This is a genomic window from Fibrella musci, assembly GCF_041321105.1.
Lineage (GTDB): Bacteria > Bacteroidota > Bacteroidia > Cytophagales > Spirosomataceae > Fibrella > Fibrella musci.
This window is the reverse complement of sequence record NZ_JBGGWD010000001.1, coordinates 175285-195930: the sequence shown is the minus strand read 5'-3', so window position 1 is coordinate 195930 and position 20646 is coordinate 175285. Positions and strand designations below refer to the sequence as shown.

At 54.3% G+C, this 20646-nt stretch carries 17 protein-coding genes; 6 read left to right on the top strand and 11 right to left on the bottom strand.

Annotated features, from left to right (window positions below; genetic code table 11):
- Positions 1-60: 60 nt before the first annotated feature.
- Positions 61-1587 (bottom strand): aldehyde dehydrogenase family protein, encoded by a 1527-nt coding sequence (locus tag ACAW74_RS00840; RefSeq protein WP_370696288.1) that lies wholly within the window; start codon positions 1585-1587, stop codon positions 61-63.
- A gap of 268 nt (positions 1588-1855) precedes the next feature.
- Here ACAW74_RS00840 and ACAW74_RS00835 point away from each other — a divergent pair, with 268 nt between their 5' ends.
- Complete coding sequence (locus tag ACAW74_RS00835) at positions 1856-2782, top strand: AraC family transcriptional regulator (RefSeq protein WP_370696287.1); 927 nt, start codon at positions 1856-1858, stop codon at positions 2780-2782.
- A gap of 9 nt (positions 2783-2791) precedes the next feature.
- Here ACAW74_RS00835 and ACAW74_RS00830 read toward each other — a convergent pair whose 3' ends face one another.
- On the bottom strand, positions 2792-3034 hold the full coding sequence (locus ACAW74_RS00830; RefSeq protein WP_370696286.1) for a hypothetical protein: 243 nt from the start codon (positions 3032-3034) through the stop codon (positions 2792-2794).
- Positions 3035-3447: 413 nt separating this feature from the next.
- On the opposite strand from ACAW74_RS00830, the gene ACAW74_RS00825 reads away from it, so the two are divergent.
- The 3 genes from ACAW74_RS00825 (at position 3448) to ACAW74_RS00815 (ending at position 9525) form a co-directional block, all read left to right on the top strand.
- On the top strand, positions 3448-6426 hold the full coding sequence (locus ACAW74_RS00825; protein WP_370697213.1) for a SusC/RagA family TonB-linked outer membrane protein: 2979 nt from the start codon (positions 3448-3450) through the stop codon (positions 6424-6426).
- A 90-nt stretch (positions 6427-6516) separates the two neighbouring features.
- Entirely contained in the window at positions 6517-8184 is a 1668-nt protein-coding gene (locus tag ACAW74_RS00820) for a RagB/SusD family nutrient uptake outer membrane protein (protein WP_370696285.1), read from the top strand.
- A 297-nt stretch (positions 8185-8481) separates the two neighbouring features.
- On the top strand, positions 8482-9525 hold the full coding sequence (locus tag ACAW74_RS00815) for a tetratricopeptide repeat protein (protein ID WP_370696284.1): 1044 nt from the start codon (positions 8482-8484) through the stop codon (positions 9523-9525).
- 211 nt (positions 9526-9736) lie between these two features.
- On the opposite strand, the gene menD is transcribed toward ACAW74_RS00815, so the two are convergent.
- The 8 genes from menD to nusB all read right to left on the bottom strand — a co-directional run bounded on the left by menD (position 9737) and on the right by nusB (position 16362).
- Positions 9737-11470, bottom strand: coding sequence for a 2-succinyl-5-enolpyruvyl-6-hydroxy-3-cyclohexene-1-carboxylic-acid synthase (gene menD / locus ACAW74_RS00810; RefSeq protein ID WP_370696283.1), 1734 nt, complete (start codon positions 11468-11470; stop codon positions 9737-9739).
- A 51-nt stretch (positions 11471-11521) separates the two neighbouring features.
- On the bottom strand, positions 11522-11929 hold the full coding sequence (locus ACAW74_RS00805) for an EVE domain-containing protein (protein WP_370696282.1): 408 nt from the start codon (positions 11927-11929) through the stop codon (positions 11522-11524).
- Between the two features lie 310 nt (positions 11930-12239).
- Positions 12240-12818, bottom strand: a complete 579-nt coding sequence (locus tag ACAW74_RS00800; protein WP_370696281.1) for a DinB family protein — start codon at positions 12816-12818, stop codon at positions 12240-12242.
- Positions 12819-13135: 317 nt separating this feature from the next.
- Positions 13136-13837, bottom strand: coding sequence for a YbbR-like domain-containing protein (locus ACAW74_RS00795; protein WP_370696280.1), 702 nt, complete (start codon positions 13835-13837; stop codon positions 13136-13138).
- 35 nt (positions 13838-13872) lie between these two features.
- Positions 13873-14184, bottom strand: coding sequence for a preprotein translocase subunit YajC (gene yajC, locus ACAW74_RS00790; protein ID WP_370696279.1), 312 nt, complete (start codon positions 14182-14184; stop codon positions 13873-13875).
- A gap of 58 nt (positions 14185-14242) precedes the next feature.
- Positions 14243-14719, bottom strand: a complete 477-nt coding sequence (locus ACAW74_RS00785; RefSeq protein WP_370696278.1) for a DUF1573 domain-containing protein — start codon at positions 14717-14719, stop codon at positions 14243-14245.
- A 96-nt stretch (positions 14720-14815) separates the two neighbouring features.
- Entirely contained in the window at positions 14816-15118 is a 303-nt protein-coding gene (locus ACAW74_RS00780; protein ID WP_370696277.1) for a YtxH domain-containing protein, read from the bottom strand.
- A 107-nt stretch (positions 15119-15225) separates the two neighbouring features.
- Positions 15226-16362: a transcription antitermination factor NusB gene (nusB, locus tag ACAW74_RS00775; RefSeq protein WP_370696276.1), complete on the bottom strand. Its 1137-nt coding sequence runs from the start codon at positions 16360-16362 to the stop codon at positions 15226-15228.
- Positions 16363-16525: 163 nt separating this feature from the next.
- Between nusB and ACAW74_RS00770 the strand changes: the two genes are divergently transcribed.
- Positions 16526-17167 carry a hypothetical protein gene (locus ACAW74_RS00770; protein ID WP_370696275.1) on the top strand — a complete coding sequence of 214 codons (642 nt, stop codon included), beginning with the start codon at positions 16526-16528 and terminating at the stop codon, positions 17165-17167.
- Between the two features lie 71 nt (positions 17168-17238).
- Positions 17239-19020, top strand: a complete 1782-nt coding sequence (locus ACAW74_RS00765; RefSeq protein WP_370697212.1) for an ABC transporter ATP-binding protein — start codon at positions 17239-17241, stop codon at positions 19018-19020.
- A 96-nt stretch (positions 19021-19116) separates the two neighbouring features.
- Here ACAW74_RS00765 and radA read toward each other — a convergent pair whose 3' ends face one another.
- The gene (gene radA / locus ACAW74_RS00760; protein WP_370696274.1) at positions 19117-20493 is read right to left on the bottom strand and encodes a DNA repair protein RadA; all 1377 of its coding nucleotides are present in this window, start codon (positions 20491-20493) and stop codon (positions 19117-19119) included.
- Between the last annotated feature and the right edge of the window lie 153 nt (positions 20494-20646).

Below are 20646 nucleotides of genomic sequence, written 5' to 3'. Positions count from 1 at the left end.
CCAACCCGGCGAGGCTACAAAGGAGCCTGCCTCCGGGTTGGCTGCCCAACCGCGCCGGGATCAGAAGAAGCCCAGCTTGCTTTTGCTGTACGAGATCAGCAGATTCTTTGTCTGCCGGTAGTGGTTAAGCATCATGTGGTGATTCTCACGGCCGAAGCCCGACTTCTTGTAGCCACCGAATGGCGCGTGAGCTGGGTATTGGTGGTAACAGTTGACCCACACGCGTCCCGCCTGAATCTGCCGGGGAATCTGATACAGTTCATGTGCATCGCGCGACCAGAAACCGGCCCCAAGACCATAGAGCGTGTCGTTGGCAACGGCCAGCGCCTCGTCGGCATTCTTAAACGTGGTAACCGACACCACGGGACCGAAAATTTCTTCCTGGAAAACGCGCATCTTGTTATTGCCTTTGAAGATGGTCGGCTTGATGTAATAACCGGCATCGAGGCCGTCGCCAATCAGGCCGGCCGGGCCACCACCCGTCAATACTTCGGCGCCTTCCTGCTTGCCGATGTCGATATACGACAGAATTTTTTCGTACTGATCGTTGCTGGCCTGAGCGCCCATCATTGTGTCGGGGTCGAGTGGGTGCCCCAGTTTAATAGCTTCTGTGCGCTGAATAACGCGCTCGATGAACCGATCATACACACGCTCGTGCACCAGCATCCGCGACGGGCAGGTGCAGACTTCGCCCTGGTTCAGCGCAAACATAACGGCCCCTTCCACGCATTTGTCGAAGAAATCGTCGTCGGCATCGGCTACGGATTCCATGAAAATGTTAGGCGATTTACCACCCAGTTCCATCGTGACCGGAATGAGGTTTTCCGAAGCGTATTGCATAATGAGGCGACCCGTGGTGGTTTCGCCCGTGAACGCCACCTTGGCAATCCGTTTCGATTGGGCCAGTGGTTTGCCCGCTTCCGGGCCGAACCCGTTTACGATGTTGACTACGCCCGGCGGGATCAGGCCTTCGAGCAGTTCCATCAGTACCAGAATGGAGGTGGGCGTTTGCTCGGCGGGCTTCATCACCACACAGCAGCCGGCCGCCAGTGCGGGGGCCATTTTCCAGGTAGCCATCAGCAGCGGAAAATTCCACGGAATAATCTGCCCGACAACCCCAATCGGCTCTTTGATGATCATGGAAACCGTGGTCGCGTCGAGTTCAGATACTGAACCCTCTTCAGCCCGGATAACCCCCGCAAAGTATCGGAAGTGATCCACACAGAGTGGGATGTCGGCAGCCAGTGTTTCGCGGACGGCTTTGCCGTTTTCGACGGTCTCGACGCGCGCCAGAAATTCCAGGTTCTTCTCGATTACGTCTGCCATCTTGAGCAGCAGGTTGCTGCGCTCGGTGGCCGATGTACGCGACCAACTGGCAAACGCCTTGTGGGCTGCGTCGAGTGCCAGCTCAATATCGGCGGCTTTCGACCGGGGAACGCGGGCGATCAGGCTATTGTCGACGGGCGATGTATTGTTGAAGTAGTCGCCATCGATCGGAGCGACCCACTTGCCACCGATGAAGTTCTCATACTGTGATTTGAACTCGGGACGGGGTATGATTTTACTGGGGGCTTCTTGGACTTCCATTGGTTATAAATTCGTTTGGATTGGATTTGTCACAAAGTTTGCCCGTATTGTTCAACGAGTCGCTGAGCGATTGTATCATGTCATTGAACAATCCTATCAACATTGAGCGAATTGTGCATAGCCTGCCAACGGAGACGTTAGCTTAGCAGTTGTAAAGAGAAATAGGTCTTTAGCCAGAAAAAGTTGGCTATATTACATAGGTCAAATCAACGCGAGACAGAAACATCGCGTCCCTGTTGATCGAGTTGAACACTGTGCCGGAATTGATATGGAACGAACGCAGGCTCGCCCTTTTGACATAAGCCGCCACCTGACATCGCGGCGACTGGAGCAGGAAGTAGAGAATCGGACGGCCTATACGATCGATGCCGCCGAGCTGAACATTTATGAAACGCAGCACGTAGCCGAAAAGGTAGAACTGACGTTCAACAGTCCGGTACTGGCCAGTATGATTCGGGGGAAGAAGGTGATGCACCTGCCCCATACGCCCTCGTTTGATTTTCTGCCGGGCGAATCGGTGATTGTGCCGAGCCAGGAAACGATGTGCATCGATTTCCCGGAAGCGCAAACCGAAAATCCCACACAGTGCCTTGCTCTGGCGATCGATGCGGATCGGGTGCGGCAGGTAACGAACCTGCTCAATGAGCGCATGCCGCTGATCGACAGTGCGGCAGGGTGGCAATTCGGCCAGAACAACTTCTTCCTGACCAACGATGAGCCCATTTACCAGCTGATTGCCCGGCTTATTCACATCTTCACGGAAAACAACCGCGCCAAAGACATTATCGCTAACCTGGTGTTGCAGGAACTGCTGGTACGGCTGATGCAAACGCAGGCTCGCACGCTGCTGCTCAGCCCTGATACCACGTACCTGAACATCAACCGGCTGGCCCACGTGGCGCAGTACATCGCCAAGAACCTGCACCGCAACCTGCACATCAAAGAATTGGCCGACGAGGCCTGCATGAGTGAGCCTACCTTTTACCGGACGTTCAAGCAAACGTTTGGAATTACTCCTGTAGATTATATGAATCAACAGCGGCTCGACCTCGCCGCCAAACTGCTGCGAACCACCAACCACTGCCTGGCCGATGTCAGCCTGCAAAGCGGGTTCAACAACCTAACCTATTTCATGCGCCTGTTCCGGCGGAAAACCGGACTCTCGCCCACCGAATACCGGAGGCAGGTACGTTAGGTGTGCCTGTCAAAGCGGCGCGTCGATGGCGTTACCCCAATCGGTATCCATATCCTGAAAGCGCAGGAGTACCCGTTCCATAAAGGCGGGCGTTAGCAGCGTTTCGACCTCGTCGGGACCGCTGACATCGAATTCGGCTACCTTATAGGTTTGCTCGTAAGGTCCCGCTTCAATCTTGACAATATACTTGCTGTTCCAACTGTACAGGCCGATTTTCACCTGAGGGTGGGGGATGTCTTTTAGGTAGCGCATGGCGTGATCGACCCGAATCAAACGAGTGGTCGTCTGTCGGTCTATGGCTCAAAAGTACGCAGCCCTGCAATGCCTGAGCATGTTGTTACCCGTTTTTGCATTGCATGAAGCAGCTATTAACGTTGAGTTAATAAAATCATTGTTATATAGGGCTAAAAAATAGTAATTTTCCTTACTTAGTAGCCTGCAAGCGTGCCTGCACAGCGACGAAAAGCAGTAGGCTAGCTTTTGTAACCAGGGGTATATTATCATTCCTTTAAATAGCCGTCTGCCCCGCCTGCTCAACAGCACATTGCCAGATTTTTGTACCGTTAACCAAACTACGCATAATGATCTGTTTTTATCGGTTTGTCCCGGCGGCGTCCTCAACCGCCAGGGTAGGAATATGGCTTAGCCTGCTGGCAGCCATCGCGATGCCCCCTCAGGCTCGGGGTAATGGCCTTCGTCCCGATCAGCCCACTGATCGCACCACCCTCCGGGCACAGCCCATTGCTGAAATAACCATTACTGGCCGTGTAACCGATGCGACTACCAACGAGGCCCTGGCGGGTTGCTCAGTTGTGCTGAAAGGAACGCAGCGGGGCGCTACTACCGACGCCAACGGCAACTACCGGATCGCGGTCCCCAGCGAAGATGCCGTGCTGGTCATTGGCTTTATCGGTTTCGTGTCGCAGGAAGAGCGCGTCGGCAACCGAACGACGATCAATATTTCCCTGAAACCCGCCACTGCCGATCTGTCGCAGGTGGTGGTCATTGGCTACGGTACAACAACGAAAAAAGACGCGACGGGTGCCCTGAAAACGGTGAAGAGTACGGATTTCAACCGGGGAATCATCAACTCCCCCGAGCAACTGTTGCAGGGTAAAGTAGCCGGGGTAAACGTAACCTCGGCGAGTGGCGAACCCGGTGGTCGTCAGAGCATTACGGTGCGGGGGCCGGGTGGGGTACGTACCGGTAGTACGCCGCTGTTTGTCCTCGACGGTATTCCGCTCGACAACTCGAGCACGGGCGGTGCCACCAACCCGCTCACCTTCCTGAACCCACAGGATATTGAAGCCATCGACGTACTGAAAGATGCGTCGGCGACGGCGATCTACGGGGCGCGGGGGGCCAACGGGGTTATCCTGATCACGACGAAAAAAGGGAAGGCAGGCGCGTCGAACCTGACGCTGTCGGCCAATATCGGGCTGTCGAACATGGCCCGGCCCATCGCGTTGTTCGGCCCCGACGAATACCGGCGGCAGGTGGCCGCGGTAGGGGGTGTGGTCGACGACCAGAAAGCATCGACCGACTGGCAGCGCGAAATTTCGCGGCAGGCTACCACGCAGGATTATAATCTGGCGTTTAGCGGCGGTGCCGAACGGCTGACGTATTACGGCTCGGTTGGTGTGCAGAATCAGGAGGGTATCCTGAAAAACAGTAAGCTGAATCGGTACACGGGCCGTTTCAATGCCTCGCAGAAGTTCCTGGACGACCGGCTGGTACTTGACGTGAACCTGACGGCTTCGCAGACCGTCAACGAACGGCCACCGATCGAGGGCGTTATCGGGGCGGCACTGTCGGCCAACCCAACGTACCCAGCCTACGATGCCAAAGGCGCACCAGCAGGCTATCAGGCATTTACTAACCCGCTGATTACGCTGGCGTTGCAGAAAGACATCACCACGACCAACCGCGTGGTGGCCAATGTGTCGCCCTCGTTCAAGATCACCAAAGATCTGGTCTACAAGCTCAATCTGGGTGTCGATAACGCTACCTCGACCCGCGATCTGCAATCGCTGGCCAATCTGGTGCCGCAGCAGGACGGTCGCCTCGAAACCACGTACCGCACCAACCGGAACGTGCTGATCGAGAACTACTTCACGTACACCAAAGGCTGGGCCGACCATAACCTGACGGCGCTGGTGGGCCATTCATACCAGAAGTTTTTTGTGCAGGAGCGCATCTGGAGCATCAACAAATTTCCGATTTCGCCCATCGAGCCGATTTACAACCCCAGTCTGGGGCAGGACCTGACGCTGGCCAACAACCGCCCGGGTGGGTTTGCGCTCGAAAACGAATTACAATCATTCTTTTCCCGGCTCAATTACCAATATAAAGGGCGCTACCTGCTAACCGCCACGGTGCGGGCCGATGGGTCGAGCAAATTCGGGTCGAACAACAAATACGGGGTATTTCCGTCGTTCTCGGCCGGCTGGCGCTTGTCGGAAGAACGCTTTTTGCAATCGGGTCCTTTCTCTGATTTGAAACTGCGGGCCGGCTGGGGTCAGACGGGCAACCAGGAGATTCCGTCGAAGATTACGCAGGCTCTATTTACGTCCAGCTTATCGAATACGACGAGTTATCCGCTCGATGGAACGACCAACTACCCGGCGGGCACGACCTATACGCGCCTGGCCAACCCGGATATTCAGTGGGAGGTGTCGACCCAAACCGATCTGGGTCTCGATTTTGGCCTTTTCAATGGGGCACTGACCGGCTCGTTCGATTATTTCCGGAAGGTATCGGGCAAAATTCTGCTCGAAGTGATCCCCGCCGACCCGATTCAACCCGCCGCGACTTACTGGACCAACGTACCTGACATGACCATCACCAACCAGGGGGTTGAACTGGACCTGAACTACCGCTACGTGAGTCAGGGCGGGCTCCGCTTCGATCTGGGTGGTAACGTCACGTTCATCAAGAACGAAGTGAAAAACTCGCCTTATACGGTCATCACCTCGGGGTCGGCCTCGGGTGCGGGGTTGACGTCGGCCACGGTTAATGGGTACGTGAATGGGCAGCCGATCGGGACGTTTTTCCTGCGTGAATACATCGGCATCGATGAGAAAGGTGTGAGTAAATACAGCGACCTGGACGGCGACGGTATCGGCGGCACCGATAAAGATCGGATTGCGGCTGGGAGTGCCCTGCCCACCCGGCAATACAACATCAATGCGAGCCTGGGTTACAAAGGGTTCGATCTGACGGCCAACTTCAACGGGGTGTCGGGCAACAAGGTGTACGACAACACGGCCAACGCGTATTTCTACAAAGCCCGGTTAGTGAAAGGCCTAAACGGTCCCGCCGAAGCGTTGGGTGAGCCCAATGAGTCGATCAACAACTCAGCGCCGGTGTCGACGCGTTTCCTGAAAGATGGTTCGTTTTTCCGTCTCAACAACCTCTCGCTGGGCTATAACCTCGACCCCAAGCGGATCGGGATGAAGAACTGGATTCAGAACATCCGGTTGTCGGTTACGGGGCAGAACCTGTTCGTCATCACGAAGTACAACGGCTACGATCCGGAGGTCAACACCGACCGGACGGTCAACGGGATCTCGTCATATGGTATCGATTACCTGAGCTACCCCAAAGCCCGTTCATTCATCTTCGGCCTGAATGTTACGTTTTAGTCAGTCAAAACGCTGCGGGCCAATCCGTTGTTTGTTGGCGTAATCGCCTGAAAAACAGTGGTACACCTGCAGTCTTTTCCTCATACACTCATGAAAAAGTATCTAATACTCTCTATCACCTTCGTTGGGTTGCTGATCCTGAACGGCTGCACCGACCTGACGGAAAACGTGCTTGACGAAGCGTCGGTCGCGGGCCTGACCGACAAGCAGGCTGCCGATGGGAACATAGCTCCGGTCTACGCTCGCCTCCCGGACCTCTTCCTGCACACCAACTACTTCGCCATTCAGGAAATCTCGTCGGATGAGGCTATCCTGCCGTATCGTGGCGGCACCGACTGGGGCGATAACGGAATCTACATGGCGCTGCATCAGCACACGTCTACCAGTACCGACCCGAATATCCGCAGCACCTGGCTGTTGCTGGCGCAGGGAATCTCGCGCTCCATTACAGCTTTGAATACTCTGCCTACGATCAACGATGGCAATGTGAAGGTCTACATGGCCGAAGCGCGGGGCATGCGGGCCTATTACAACATGCTGATGCTCGACCTGTTTGGGCTGGTTTTCGGAAAAGACGATCCGCAGGGTACGTCGCAAATTCTGCGAGGTGAACAGGCGCTGGACTACGTAAAAAGTGAATTTCTGGCCGTAGAGCCCGACCTGCTGACTACTGTTGGGCCGGGTCGGCTCACGAAAGGGGCCGTTTGGGGCTTACTAGCCCGTTTGTACCTGAACGCCGCCGTGTACCGCGATCGCTATGCCGCCAACATCAGCTTCAAAGCTGAGGATATGGACAAGGTAATCGAGTACACCGACAAGATCATCAACTCGGGGCAGTATCAGTTGTCGAAAGATTACTTCTCAGTTTTCAATTCCGACAACCACGACAACAAAGAGTTGATTTTCGCGGTCGATCAGCGCGCCGAACTCAACGGTACAAACCGCCTGGCTTACTTCTCGATCTCGGGCGATCAGTTTCCGCTGCCTGCCTTCCCGGCAGCCAACGGCACCGATGGCCCTTCGATCACGCCTGATTTTTACCAGAGTTGGGTAGCGGCCTACGCGCCGCAGGACCCCACGGTGGATCCGCGCTTTTACAAGCAAAACTGGACCATACCCGCCGATTCCTGCATCGCGGAGGCCAGTTTCAACATGAACCGGGGTATTCTGCGCGGGCAGCAATATGGTCTGCTTCGGGTCAATGGGGCATTTGTACGCTGCGGCAGCAACTACCGCGTGGGTAAGCTCTTCCATGTGACCCGCAACCGGCCAACCCTCCCCGTGACCTTTACCGAACAGGTCGATTTCAGCGTGGCCGGTAGCAACTACAACACGGGTTACCGGGTGTTGAAGTATGAATTCAGCAAGAAATCACAATCGGGCCGCAATTTTGGTGATGCCGATATTCCCATTGTCCGCCTGGCCGATGTGTACCTGATGCGGGCCGAAGCCAAGCTGCGGAAAAGCAACGATGCTGCCAGTGCGCTGGCCGACGTGAATGCCATCCGGGCTGCTCGTACTAACCCGGCCCCCGCCCTGACCGCCATGAACCTCGATCTGCTGCTGCGTGAGCGGGGCTTTGAACTGTATTGGGAAATGGTCCGCCGTACCGATCAGATTCGTTTTGGTAAGTATGAAGGTACCTGGACCGAGAAAACAAATGCCGACCGGCAGAAACGCCTTTTCCCGATCCCGCAAACCGCCATTGATGGAGCCTCAAATCTGCCCGGCTACTTAGTGCAAAATCCCGGTTATTAAATTGATGATCAACTGGTTAAGGGTCCAATAAGGTTTCTGTCCTTAACCGCATAGGTCAGTAGATTCTCTGGTTTGATCGAGTACATGGCGCGCCCGATTGTTGAGCAACCTAAAGACGCTCAGCGATCGGGCGTTCTGCGTATTGAACTCGGCAGGAGTGGTATGGATCAAACTTATGACCGAATTTTGTGGTAGTCATCACACGGGCCAATTGCCTTGTTTATCGCCTCCTTTGCAGGTTTTCCCATGCACGCAGCACACTACCTATACGGCAACGTACCCAGCCAAGTATCGCTTATGTCTGGTTCTTTTTTTCGAAGGATCTTGTCGGGTTGTTGGTTCATCGCTACGCTATACGCGCTCTCGGCTTGTACCGATCGTACCGATGAAGCCGCGCAGTTTTTCCTGCGGGGAAATGTGCAATTACAGAAGCGGGAATACAAAGAGGCCATTCGGTTCTACACGGAAGCCATCGAAAAGAAAAGTGATTTTGCCGATGCCTATAGCAACCGGGGGCTAGCCAAGTTCCGGGATGGGCAGGTCGAGGCGGCACTGGCCGATTTTACGAAGGCCATCGATACCGACAAGGATTTTGGCGCAGCATACCTCAACCGGGCCGATGCCTTCCTGTCGCAGGGCAACGCTCAACAGGCGCTGGCCGATTTGCAGGCCATTGGGACAACGTACCGCGATTCTACTTTTTTTCAAACCCGCCTGGGTGAGGCCTATGCCGGGCTCAACAAGCAGGCACAGGCGCAGGCGGCCTTCGATAAAGCCCTGCTGCTCGACCCGGCCAATGTGGAGGCGCTGGTTAACCGGGCGGCGCTTGCGTTCAATCAGAAACAGTATGACGTAGCCAAAGTCGATCTGCAAAAAGCACTCAAACTGAACCCTAACCAGCCTGAAGCCTTGAATAATTACGCCCTAGTGTCGGCGCGGACCAAAAACTACACCGAAGCGCTGGCACTGATCGACCGGGCGCTCAGCCAGAAACCCGATCAGCCGTACTACCTGAATAATAAAGGCTATTTCCTGCTCCAGTTGAACCGCCCCGCTGAAGCGCTACCGTTGATTAACGAAGCCCTTCGCCTCAACAACCAAAATGCCTGGGCGCATCGGAATCTGGGGCTGTATTGGCTGCGGCAACAGAACGCCGCCAACGCTCTGTCGGCGTTGCAACAAGCCGAACGCCTCGACGCTTCGGTTGATCAATTGTATACGTACCTGGGGCAGGCGCAGCAGGAAGCGGGCAACAAAACTGCCGCCTGCGAAAGCTGGCAGCGTGGCGTTCAGACGGGCGATGAGGAGGCTGGTTTGCTCTTAGCTAAATCCTGCCGGTAGAACCATCGTTAATCATAAACTTTTCGTGTCGGGTTTGTAGAGAATTTGTCAATCGTATTGTATAACATATGATATTTTACTTATTTTGTTGAGGGTTAGCTGAACAAAGTTGCCCATATACTTTATCCAACTTTCATTCACAAGTGCGTTCAGTGCTTTTTTGTGCTGAACGCACTTTCTTTTTCAGCGCGCCAGAGGGGACGTGAGCGCGTTACTCCGATTTGACCAGCTTCCTGTAAGCCGCAAAAGCGTCGGCATTGACGTATTTATCGGTGCTGATTTCCAGTAGTTTGGGTCGATCAGCAGGGTCAAAGAAAAAAGTCAGCACTTCGGTTAACGAGGCGTAGTTGTCCACCCGCGTGTAGTCGACACCATGATCGGCGCAGGTACGTTCGGCTGTGAGGGCGTGGGGTGTTTCAAAGTAGGCCTCAAGTTCAGGCTGTTGGCCCGAGCCGTCGATCATCCGGAAAATATGACCGCTGGCATTGTTAAGCAACACAATGCGCAGATTGGGAGGCAGCTCACGTTGCCAGAGCGCATTCCGGTCGTAGAAAAAGGCAATGTCGCCAATCAGTACCGTCACGAGCGATGCAGTTTGCAGGGCCGCGCCAACCGCCGTACTCAAGCAGCCGTCAATTCCGCTCACGCCCCGGTTCGACCAGACACGTACCTGCTGATGGGCCTCCAGCCCACACAGGTTGGCGTAGCGTACGGGCATACTGTTGGCCAGATGCAGGTGCGAGCCTTCGGGGAGGCGTTCGAGCAGGTGTTGGGTGGCCCCCCAGTCGGTAAAGGGGGCGTTGCGTAATGATAGCTCCACCACACGCCGGGCCGCTCCATCGGCTGCCTGCCAGTTACGCAAAAATTCGCCGTCGCCCTCATCGTCGGCCCCTTCTCGAAACCGTTTGTAGTCGATATCGTCGAACAACTTGGTGAAGAAGGGCAGCGGGTCCATCGGAATCACCGTCGTCAGGGAACGGAACGGATCGATGAGCCGGTCATCGGTGGCCGAAATGTGCCAGTGACGTATGGCTGGGTAGCGCCGGAAATAGGTTTTGAGGTTTCGGGCCAGAAAACCGTTACCAAACGTAACGAGCAAGTCGGGTCGGAGCTCTTCCAACACATCTTCGTCGATCTGAGCCAGAATGGTGTCGGTCTGCGTGATGAAGCCCGCCTCACTGCGGCCAAGATTGCTGAGAATTTCTCCGGCAACGGGTACCAGCTGTTCAGTACTGATTTTTTCCAGCAACTGCGCCAGGGCGGTGTCGTGTGGGTACTGCCCCACCAAAATCAGCTTCCGGTCGTTGTCTTCCCACTCATTCAGGAGCTTATGCCAGGTGGCGGGAGGGAGGATAGTCTCCGCCGGGAGTTGCGTAATGACCCGCCCCCGCTCGTACCGAAACGATTCATCTGGTTTTGGGTAAAACGGCTCGCGTACCGGTACGTTCACATGAACGGGCCCCGCCGCTCCCGACATACTCAGGATATATGCCTCGTTGATGGTGCGCTCGATGAACCAGCGGGCGTCGGGGTGCTCATAATCGGCAGGAAGGTCATAGCTGCGCTTGACATGCGGACCGAAGAGCGCAACCTGATCGATGGTCTGACCATCCTGTTGATGAAGCCACTCATGAGGACGGTCGGCGGTGAGCAGCAGCAGCGGCACGTGCTGAAAGTAAGCCTCAACCACCGCCGGACTGAGGTTATACACTGCGCTACCCGATGTGCATATAACGGCTACAGGCTGACGAAGCTGTTGCGCCATGCCCAGCGCCGTAAAGCCGGCTGTGCGTTCGTCGGGGACGATACGTACCTGCAAGCCCGGATGCCGGGCTACGGCCAGCGTCAACGGTGCCGATCTTGACCCCGGCGATACCACCACGTGGCGCAAACCCTGCTGATGAAGCAGTTCGACAAGATTGACAATAGGCTGGAGAATCGGCATAGGCGCAAACGGGCTAAGCGGCTGTGGAAAGGCAAACCTGTGGACTACACTTTACATGCCCAGTTTGACAATTAACTCAAACTCATCTGGCCGAATGGGCATCACCGACAGGCGCGACTGTTTGATCAGGGCAATGTTACTCAGCATGGGTTCGGCTTTGATCTGCGCCAGCGATACTGCTCTCGGTAGCGGCATCACGGGCTCCAGTTCGACCACGCGCCAGCGCGGATCATCGGGGCAAGTCGGATCTGGGTACGCCTCCCGAACGACAGTGGCAAGGCCTACGACACCGGGATTCGTGACGCTGTGGTAGAACAACACCTGATCGCCAACTTGCATAGCCATGAGGTTGTTTCGGGCCTGGTAATTTCGGACACCGTCCCATACGGCCCGACCCTGTGCGGTAAAATGAGACCAGCCATACTTGTCTGGCTCTGACTTAACCAACCAGTAATTCATGTATAAAGTGAATGGTAACAGACTGACTGAGCTACACCCATCAGTGCCCTGTAAGCAGGAGGCTATACGTAAAAGACAGGACTCGAAAGCTAAAAAACACAGCTACCTAACACTGTGAACCTGCTGATAATCAGTTGTTAGAAAATAAGAGTGATCGCTGGTATAGCCGGACTATTCGTACTTGATTGGCCCCCAATTTTCACTCAATTCGTAAGGTAATAAACCGAAAAAAGACACTCGTCACCCGTCGACTGGCACGCTACCTTATAAGCTACGCATCTGTCGACGGATGAGGGCAATGCCTTATCGATCAATAATAATCTTCGCGGTCGTATTGATCACCGTAAGTAGAACCAAAGTCGTCTTCGCCGCGGAAGCGGCCAGTACCAGCCCCTTTAAACGTCAGCGCTTTTTTCAGAATCTGAATTTGCCCGGCGTGGTACGTATCATGGTTGACAATGCCATGCAGTAGATCGTAATAGGTGTAATCGCGGCCCGGCACGATGTCTTCCAGAAACTCGTCGTCGTCGCGTTTGTCGAGTTCGTTGATCAGTTCCTCCTGACTTAAGCTCAACTCCATCTGAAGGGCTTCCCACTCAAAGTCGTCAATTTTTTCCTGAAACTGACCAAAGTTTTTCTCGGGGGTAAGAATATCAAAGGTGGCGTCGCCCTGCATTTTCTTCACGCAGAAAATCCGCCAGCTTGTCATGTGGAAGATCAATTCGGCAATGGAATGGGTATTGGGCGTAATCCGCTGACTCGCCATATCAGGCGTAACATCCTGCATGACGGCCGCTACAGAGGGACCATGCCAGGCTTCTTCACCTTCATAGGTCGTATTGAGCAAATCGATTATACGCAGTAATTCGTCGTTGTTGGGTTGTTCCATTTGAATGTGGACTTACTAAGATGGTTGAACTAGTCGCCGTCGTTTCAGGTACGTTACCAGCGGGCTGTGCGATAGCGTGCCGTTGACTAAATGGGTAGGAGACTTGCCTCAAAGGAGGGCTGTGCATAGTCAACAAACCACAAAGTATAGAGTACTGTTCAGCCGAAGGCTACTTATTAAAATTTCGTGCGAAGGATAAAGCGCTCACTGCGAGCTTATTGTAAAACGTAAGGCGTTGTAGCGTTACTTATTTGTACAGATGTACGAAATAGACACCCCCGGGTACCTGTTGAAGCAGCCCGGGGGTGCTCGCACGCTTATTTTTTGATGGGTGATAAGAGTTCGGCCACTTCGAAGCTAACGAAGACTTTATCGCTGCTTCGTTGCACCAACGGATGGCGAAAAGCTGTTAATGGCAACTCTTCATCGTAATTATCCGCGATTCGTCGACCCGGAATCTTCACCAGCATGGTATCCGAAAACCCTTTTAGCAACCGGGCGGGTCCCTGCACGGTGATAGTCGATGGATTCAGGTTGATCACACTCGATACCACATACTTGGGCAGCAGGTCGATGTGTGTGCTGTCGGGAACGAGCCGAATGGTCTTCGTGATACGACGGTCGAAACCCATCTCAAGGGTGTCGGCCACCACATAGTTTACTTTCAGGTGCTTGATCTGTTCCGCCAGCGCGGCGGTCATCGCCGATGTGTTGATGATCGATGCCCGCATCGGATTCCGAACTTCGTAGCTGACCGGTTCCGTACGAAAAGGGAGCCACGAAAGCCGAAGCAGGTTCCAGCCATCGCCCGATACGTTCACGCGAACCGTACGGGGCAGGGCTGTTACCGGCACATACAGCGAATCGTTGAAGCTGAAGTGAATGGGATACTCAACATTAAGCGAATACCCATCTTTGTTCAGCGCGTTGAGCAGCCAGAAAAGACCAGCAGCCAACAAGCAGATCAACCATTTACTTATCTGGAACGGTCGTTTAGATTCGTCCTGATTAGGCTGCATATCCTTGATATGAGGTCTGGATGAAGCCGAAGACATTAAGCCGATTTCTCGGGCTCAGTTTTCGTCGTCGCCTCGCGCGAAATGGCCGATTTCTCAAACGTCAGCTTAACGCCCCGGTCAACTTCAACAACTACGGTAGTACCCTCAACGGCCACGATTTTCCCGTGCAAGCCACCGATGGTTACCACATTATCACCTTTCTTGAGGTTGCTGACGAAGTTTTTCTGATCTTTCTGTTTTTGCTGTTGGGGCCGAATCATGAAAAAGTACATGACCCCCAATACGCCGATCCAAAGCGCAATGGTAAAATATTGCGAGCTCTGAGCCTGCAAGAGAAGTGAATGCATGATTGTAGAAAAAAATGAAACGCCCAGCCACCAATGTAGCAGCCTGGGCGCGTTTGACTTACTTGGTAGAGGCAGTTTCCTTCGGTTTCGGATTAACCAATACCTTGAAGGCGATGTCGGTCATCGCTGGCTCGGTGTTGGCGTAAACCGTGACGGTTTTGCGTTGCTCACCCTGCTTACCCCGGCTGTTAAAACGTACCCGGATCGACGACTCCTCACCGGGAGCTACGGGGGTACGTGGCCAATCGGGCGTGGTGCAGCCGCACGAAGCCGTGATGTTGTTGATTACCAAGGGGAGCTCACCTTTGTTTACAAATTTGTAAGTGTGCTCGACAGTATCACCTTCGGTAATCGTGCCAAAATCGTGCAGGTCTTTCTCCTGAAACTCAATTTTGGCTGCTTTCCCTTTGATGGCGTTGGCTTCACCAACCGGCTGCCCGTTGCCATCGCGGCGGTTACTGCATCCGGTATTTCCCAACAATAAACCCATTGCCAGCCACAGCGACAGGTTGACAAACGTATGCTTGAGAATCATTGATTGTAGTCAAAAATGGGTTGAAAACAGCATTAAGTAGGCGGAAGCTAACGTAAGCCAGGACCTGTAAACGCTGCGTGGTAAGCCCTTTTCGAATTAAGCGCCTTGTTGTTTGATCTGTGCCATGAGCCGGTCGACGTCTTCGAGCAGGCGTTCGGCCTTCTCGCGGGCATCGTTTACGACCCGCTGCCCTTCCGATTTCTGGAAGTTTTCGGGTAAATCGGCGGAGTTCAATAGATCGTTGAGCAACTGTTCCAACTGTTCGCGGTATTTCGATAGCCGGTACGACAACCGATCGCGGGTAACGGTTCCTTTTTCGGGTGCATATAGCAGCCCCAAAACGGCACCTGTGGCAATTCCACTCAGAAAAAAGGCTAAATCACGGCCTGATCTGCTCATAAATTTAGTTTGGTAGTTTTTCAGTTTACGAGTTTTCAGTTCATCCCTCGTTGCGGCCCTGTCCGGCAGTTTGGACAATGCCCCCCGATTAACTAAAAACTGAAAACTCATTTGTTGTCCAGAAGACCACGGCCACTCTTGCGAAGTTTGCCGCTGGCACTCAGTTTGGCAGACAAGTTATCTAAAATTCCATTGACAAACGTACCACTTTTAGGCGTGCTGTAGGTCTTTGCCAGATCAATATACTCGTTGATAGTTACCTTAACCGGGATGTTGGCAAACGTAAGCATTTCGCATACAGCCAATTTGAGTATAATCAAATCGAGCTGGGCCACGCGGTCAATTTCCCAGTTTTTGAGGTGCTCAACCAACAATTCTTCAATCTCGGCGTCGCGTTGAACGGCATTCTGGTAGAGGTCGTCCAGAAAACGCTCGTCGGCTTCCCAGTCGTCAGTAAGCTGTTCGAGCTTGAGGCCCGTCACGCTCTGCGCTGACTTAAGGGTGCGAATAGCCATCCCCCGCACCACCTCGCTGTTTTCGGTCCAGGCCAGATCAATTTCGGCCAGGTAATCGCGAATCTTGTCTGTTTTAAAGAGCAGTTGCCGCAGCATGTACTGCACCAACGCCTGTTCCTCCTCGGGGCTATGTTCCTTGGTCGCGCAGTAGGCCCGAATCGTCTCATCGGGCTTCAGCACTTCCTTATACGTTTTGCGAAGAAAAGCGAGATCGTCGGCAAAGGAGATGTTGCGCCGCACCAGCTCATTCTGCAACGGCTCATGCTCGGCCAGCGCCCGAATAATGCTATTCTGGCTCAGATCAGACTCGTACGTGAGTGGGGTTTCGTCGGGATCCGGAAACTGCCGTTCCCGATCGAGGCGGGATACGTGACCATATTCGACCAGTAGTTGCAGAACCCGCAGGTAATCGCTGTAAATATCCTTGACGGCCTCGAGAAGCCGACCCGACAAAAACTGTTGATCTTTCCGAGAGCGGTTCCGATAGTAAGAGAGGGCCGAGTTGGCCGCGTTGAGTACCACGGTGGGGGCATCGTCGTCTTGCGCCGACTGATTGGTGCGGATGGCCTCGTCGAAAAGCAGGCTGGCCAGTTGGCGGTACCCTTCCAGTTGCCGCTTGTTTTGCGGCTTCATGGAGTTTAAATCAGGCTGAAACTGATCGCTAATGCCATCGTGAGCCAATTGTTTTGTGGACTGATGGGCCTGCCGAAGCGCATAGAGCGTCTGCATAACCTTAATACGGAGTAATCGCCTGCTTAACATGCCGCTTGAATCCTACTAAATCTACCGATAAGAAAAAGAACATTCTGAAATCGTTGCAAAAATACGGCTTTCTGGGTAGCTTTCCCAATAGTAGCCAGACATTGCTTGAGATAACTCTACCTTCCTCTGTATGATTCCGTTGTATGCCAAAAGTGGCCTGGTAGCCCTTTGCGGTTTCTTTTTGCTCACGTGTCGAACTGGGCAATTGGCTTACTTCCAGTCAACGCCAACGCACGTTAGTGCCGTCGAACAGGCACTGGAACCCTCGCCTATAGCAACTGTTGATTCGCTGCCTCTGGCCGATAGGGTAGCCACAACGGCAGCCCCGTCCCACACCCTGCCACCTGCCGCCGCCGCTCAGGTACGTCACGCAAACCCGGATGCCCAGCCAACTCGACGACGTACCTGGCTACACCAGTCTGTCATGTTTGCCCCGGCGGGTGACACTTATACCGCCCCCCGCTTACCCAGCACGTTCACGACAAAACGAGCTGTGCCCAAAGGCGCGGTGTATGCCCTCGCGGCCAGCGTGCTACCTTATGGTCTGCTGCTGTTCAGAAGCCTGCCCAACTGGGCCTGGCTGGCGAGCCTGGCGTTGCCGGTGGCGTCGTTATTTATGGCGACGGGCGCGTTGGCCAAAATTCGCCGAAATCGTGGGCAGTACCGGGGCAAAGGTTGGGCTATTGCCGCGCTACTGCTAGCCACGGGCTACATGGGCATGGTGCTCTATGCCGTGGCGGCGCTGGCTACATCGGGTATCTTGTGGGAATAAGCTGTAAGCGCAGAAACCGGAAACCGGTTCTCCGCGTTGACTGAGCATAACGCATAGTCTTTGTGGAAACAATACGCGCACTTGCCCACCTGAACAAATACCTGGCTCGCTATAAATGGTATCTGATCTGGGGGACGGTTTTTACCATTATCTCGAACCTGTTTGGCATTTTTCCCGCCCAGTTGGTGCGTTACGCACTGGATCTGGTGCGCGAAACGCTTGATATCTATTACCTCTACGACAATACCTCACTGCAACCCGCTATCTATGAGGTGTTTGCCTTCAGCATCCTGCTTTATGGACTGCTCATGCTGGCGTTGGCGTTGCTGAAGGGTTTTTTCCTGTTTCTGGTTCGCCAAACGCTGATTGTGATGTCGCGGCTGATTGAGTTCGATCTGAAGAATGATATCTACGATCACTATCAGACATTGCCGCTTGCTTTCTATCGCCAACACAATACCGGCGACTTGATGGCGCGTATTTCGGAAGACGTCAGTAAGGTACGTATGTATGTGGGGCCAAGCATCATGTATGGCCTGAACCTGCTCGTGCTCTTTGTGCTGGTTATCAGCTACATGGTGAGCATCAACGCCCGCCTGACACTCTACGTGCTGTTACCGCTGCCCATTCTGTCCATTGGTATCTATCTGGTCGAAAATATCGTGATTGCCCGGTCTGAGGAAATTCAGCGGGCCCTGTCGCGGATGAGCACCTACGTACAGGAAGCGTTCTCGGGGATTCGGGTGCTCAAAGCGTTTGTGCAGGAAGGCAACTCGGTGCAGCGCTTCGAGACCGAAGCTGATGAATATCAGAACAAGTCGCTTCGGTTAACGCTGGTCGATGCGCTCTGGCAACCGATGACGGTGCTGCTGATCGGCCTTAGCAACGTGCTTGTGGTGTATGTGGGTGGTCAGGAAGTGCTGGCTGGTCGACTGACGTCGGGAAATATCACTGAGTTTATCTTGTACGTCAACATGCTCACCTGGCCGGTCATGGCCCTTGGCTGGACAACCAGCCAAACGCAGCGTGCAGCGGCCTCGCAACAGCGGATCAACGAGTTCATGGCCATTAAAACGAATCTGGTGTCGACCAAAAACAGCATCCGCGACATCGCTGGTCGGCTGACGTTCGAGCATGTCCGGTTTGTGTACCCGGATACGGGCATTGTGGCACTGAAGGACTTTTCGATGGATGTGCAGGCGGGCGAATCCGTCGCGATTCTAGGCACGACCGGCTCTGGCAAAAGTACGCTGGCCAACCTGATGATGCGAATGTACGATACCTCGTCGGGCGAGATCCGGATCGACAACGTACCTATCCGCGACTATGACCTCAGCCATCTGCGCGGTCAGATGGGGTACGTTCCGCAGGATGTGTTTCTGTTTTCAGATACCATTAGCAACAACGTCCGCTTCGGAAAACCCGATATGCCGCAGGAGCGCGTGCTGCGCGCCGTGGATGATGCCGATCTGACCGACAACATTGCGGCATTCCCGGAGGGCTTCGATACCCGCATCGGCGAACGGGGCATTACGCTCTCGGGTGGGCAGAAGCAACGCCTAAGCATCGCCCGTGCCATTGCCCGTGACCCGAAAATACTGATTCTCGACGACTGCCTCTCGGCCGTGGATACCAATACGGAGAACATTATCCTGAACAACCTGCGCCGTATCATGGTGGATCGCACCACAGTGATCATCTCGCACCGCGTTTCGTCGGCCAAGCTAGCCGATAAGATCATCGTGCTCGACGACGGGGAGATCAAAGAGCAAGGCACCCACGAGCAGTTAATGGCCCGGGGCGGCATCTACCGCGAACTCTACGACAAGCAGTTGCAGACGGAAGAAGCGTAAGTGTAGTTCAATGGTCAAGGTCCCATGTTCAATGTATTGACCACTAGGAAGCATTGTCAATACATTGAACATGGGACCTTGACCATTGAACTACACTTACGTCAGTACCCCCTGGAACACTTCGTCGAGTTTGGCGACGGGGCGGATCTTAATTTTGAACTGATCGCTGTCGAGGCCTTTCAGGTTGTATTTCGAGACGAAGATTTCTTTAAAGCCCAGTTTCTGCGCTTCAAAAATGCGGGCTTCGATCCGGTTGACGGCCCGGACTTCACCGCCCAGCCCTACCTCGGCCGCAAAAGCCACGTTGGTCGGGATAGCCACATCCTCGTAGCTTGCCACCACCGCCGCACAAACAGCCAAGTCAATGGCCGGGTCTTCAACCCGCAGGCCACCAGCCACATTAAGAAAGACATCCTGCTGGCCCAGCCGGAATCCGCCGCGCTTTTCGAGCACGGCGAGCAGCATCTGTAGACGTTTGCTGTCATAGCCGGTGCTGCTGCGTTGGGGTGTGCCATAGGTCGATACCCCCACCAGGGCCTGTATTTCGATCATCAGCGGTCGATTGCCCTCCATCATCGAACCAATCGCCACGCCGCTGAGGGCCTCGTCGCGCTGCGAAATCAGTATTTCCGACGGGTTGGATACCTGCCGGAGTCCGCTGCCCAGCATTTCGTAGATGCCCAGTTCCGACGTACTGCCGAACCGGTTTTTGGTGGTACGCAGAATGCGGTAGGTAGTATGGCGGTCGCCTTCAAACGTCAGCACTGTGTCGACCATGTGCTCGAGTACCTTGGGGCCAGCCAGCGAGCCTTCTTTGGTAATGTGCCCGATCATAAACACCGGCACACCCGACTCCTTGGCATATTTCATGAATTCGGTGGTACATTCACGTACCTGCGACACACTGCCCGCGCCTGATTCCACCATCGACGAATGCATCGTCTGGATGGAGTCGACAATGAGCACCTCCGGTTCAAACTGTTCTACAACCCGGAAGATATTCTGCGTAGATGTTTCGGTCATGATGTGGCAGTCGCTCGTGGGTACGTCGAGGCGCTCGGCCCGCATCTTGATCTGCTGCTCGCTTTCTTCGCCTGACACGTAGAGGACGCGCGTACCCGTCAGAGAAAGGGCAATCTGAAGCAGCAGGGTGGATTTGCCAATGCCCGGCTCACCGCCAATCAGCACTAATGAGCCCGGAACGATACCGCCGCCCAGCACTCGGTTCAACTCATTGTCGACCGTTAGCGTGCGGGCCTGCTCTTCGTATTGGATAGCATGCAGCGCCTTCGGTTTTGGCGTAATTTTGGCCGGACCTGAGGTAACACGCCACCCGCCTGCGGCCGGTTCATCTTTCTGGACAACCTCCTCAACAAGGGTGTTCCATTCACCACATGATGGGCAGCGCCCCAACCATTTGGGCGACTGATGCCCGCAGTTCTGACAGAAGTAGATCGTCTTAATTTTTGCCACAAGAGTGTGCCACGAAGGTGGGTCTATAAAGTCGAAGCGTGGGCTTCTGGGTGATAAAAGCAGTAAACTAAAAGTGCCCTTTGAAACGCCTGTTCGGGCAGTAAATGAACAATTAATGCCCTGCGGATTAAACGTTTGGGTACGTTATGCATC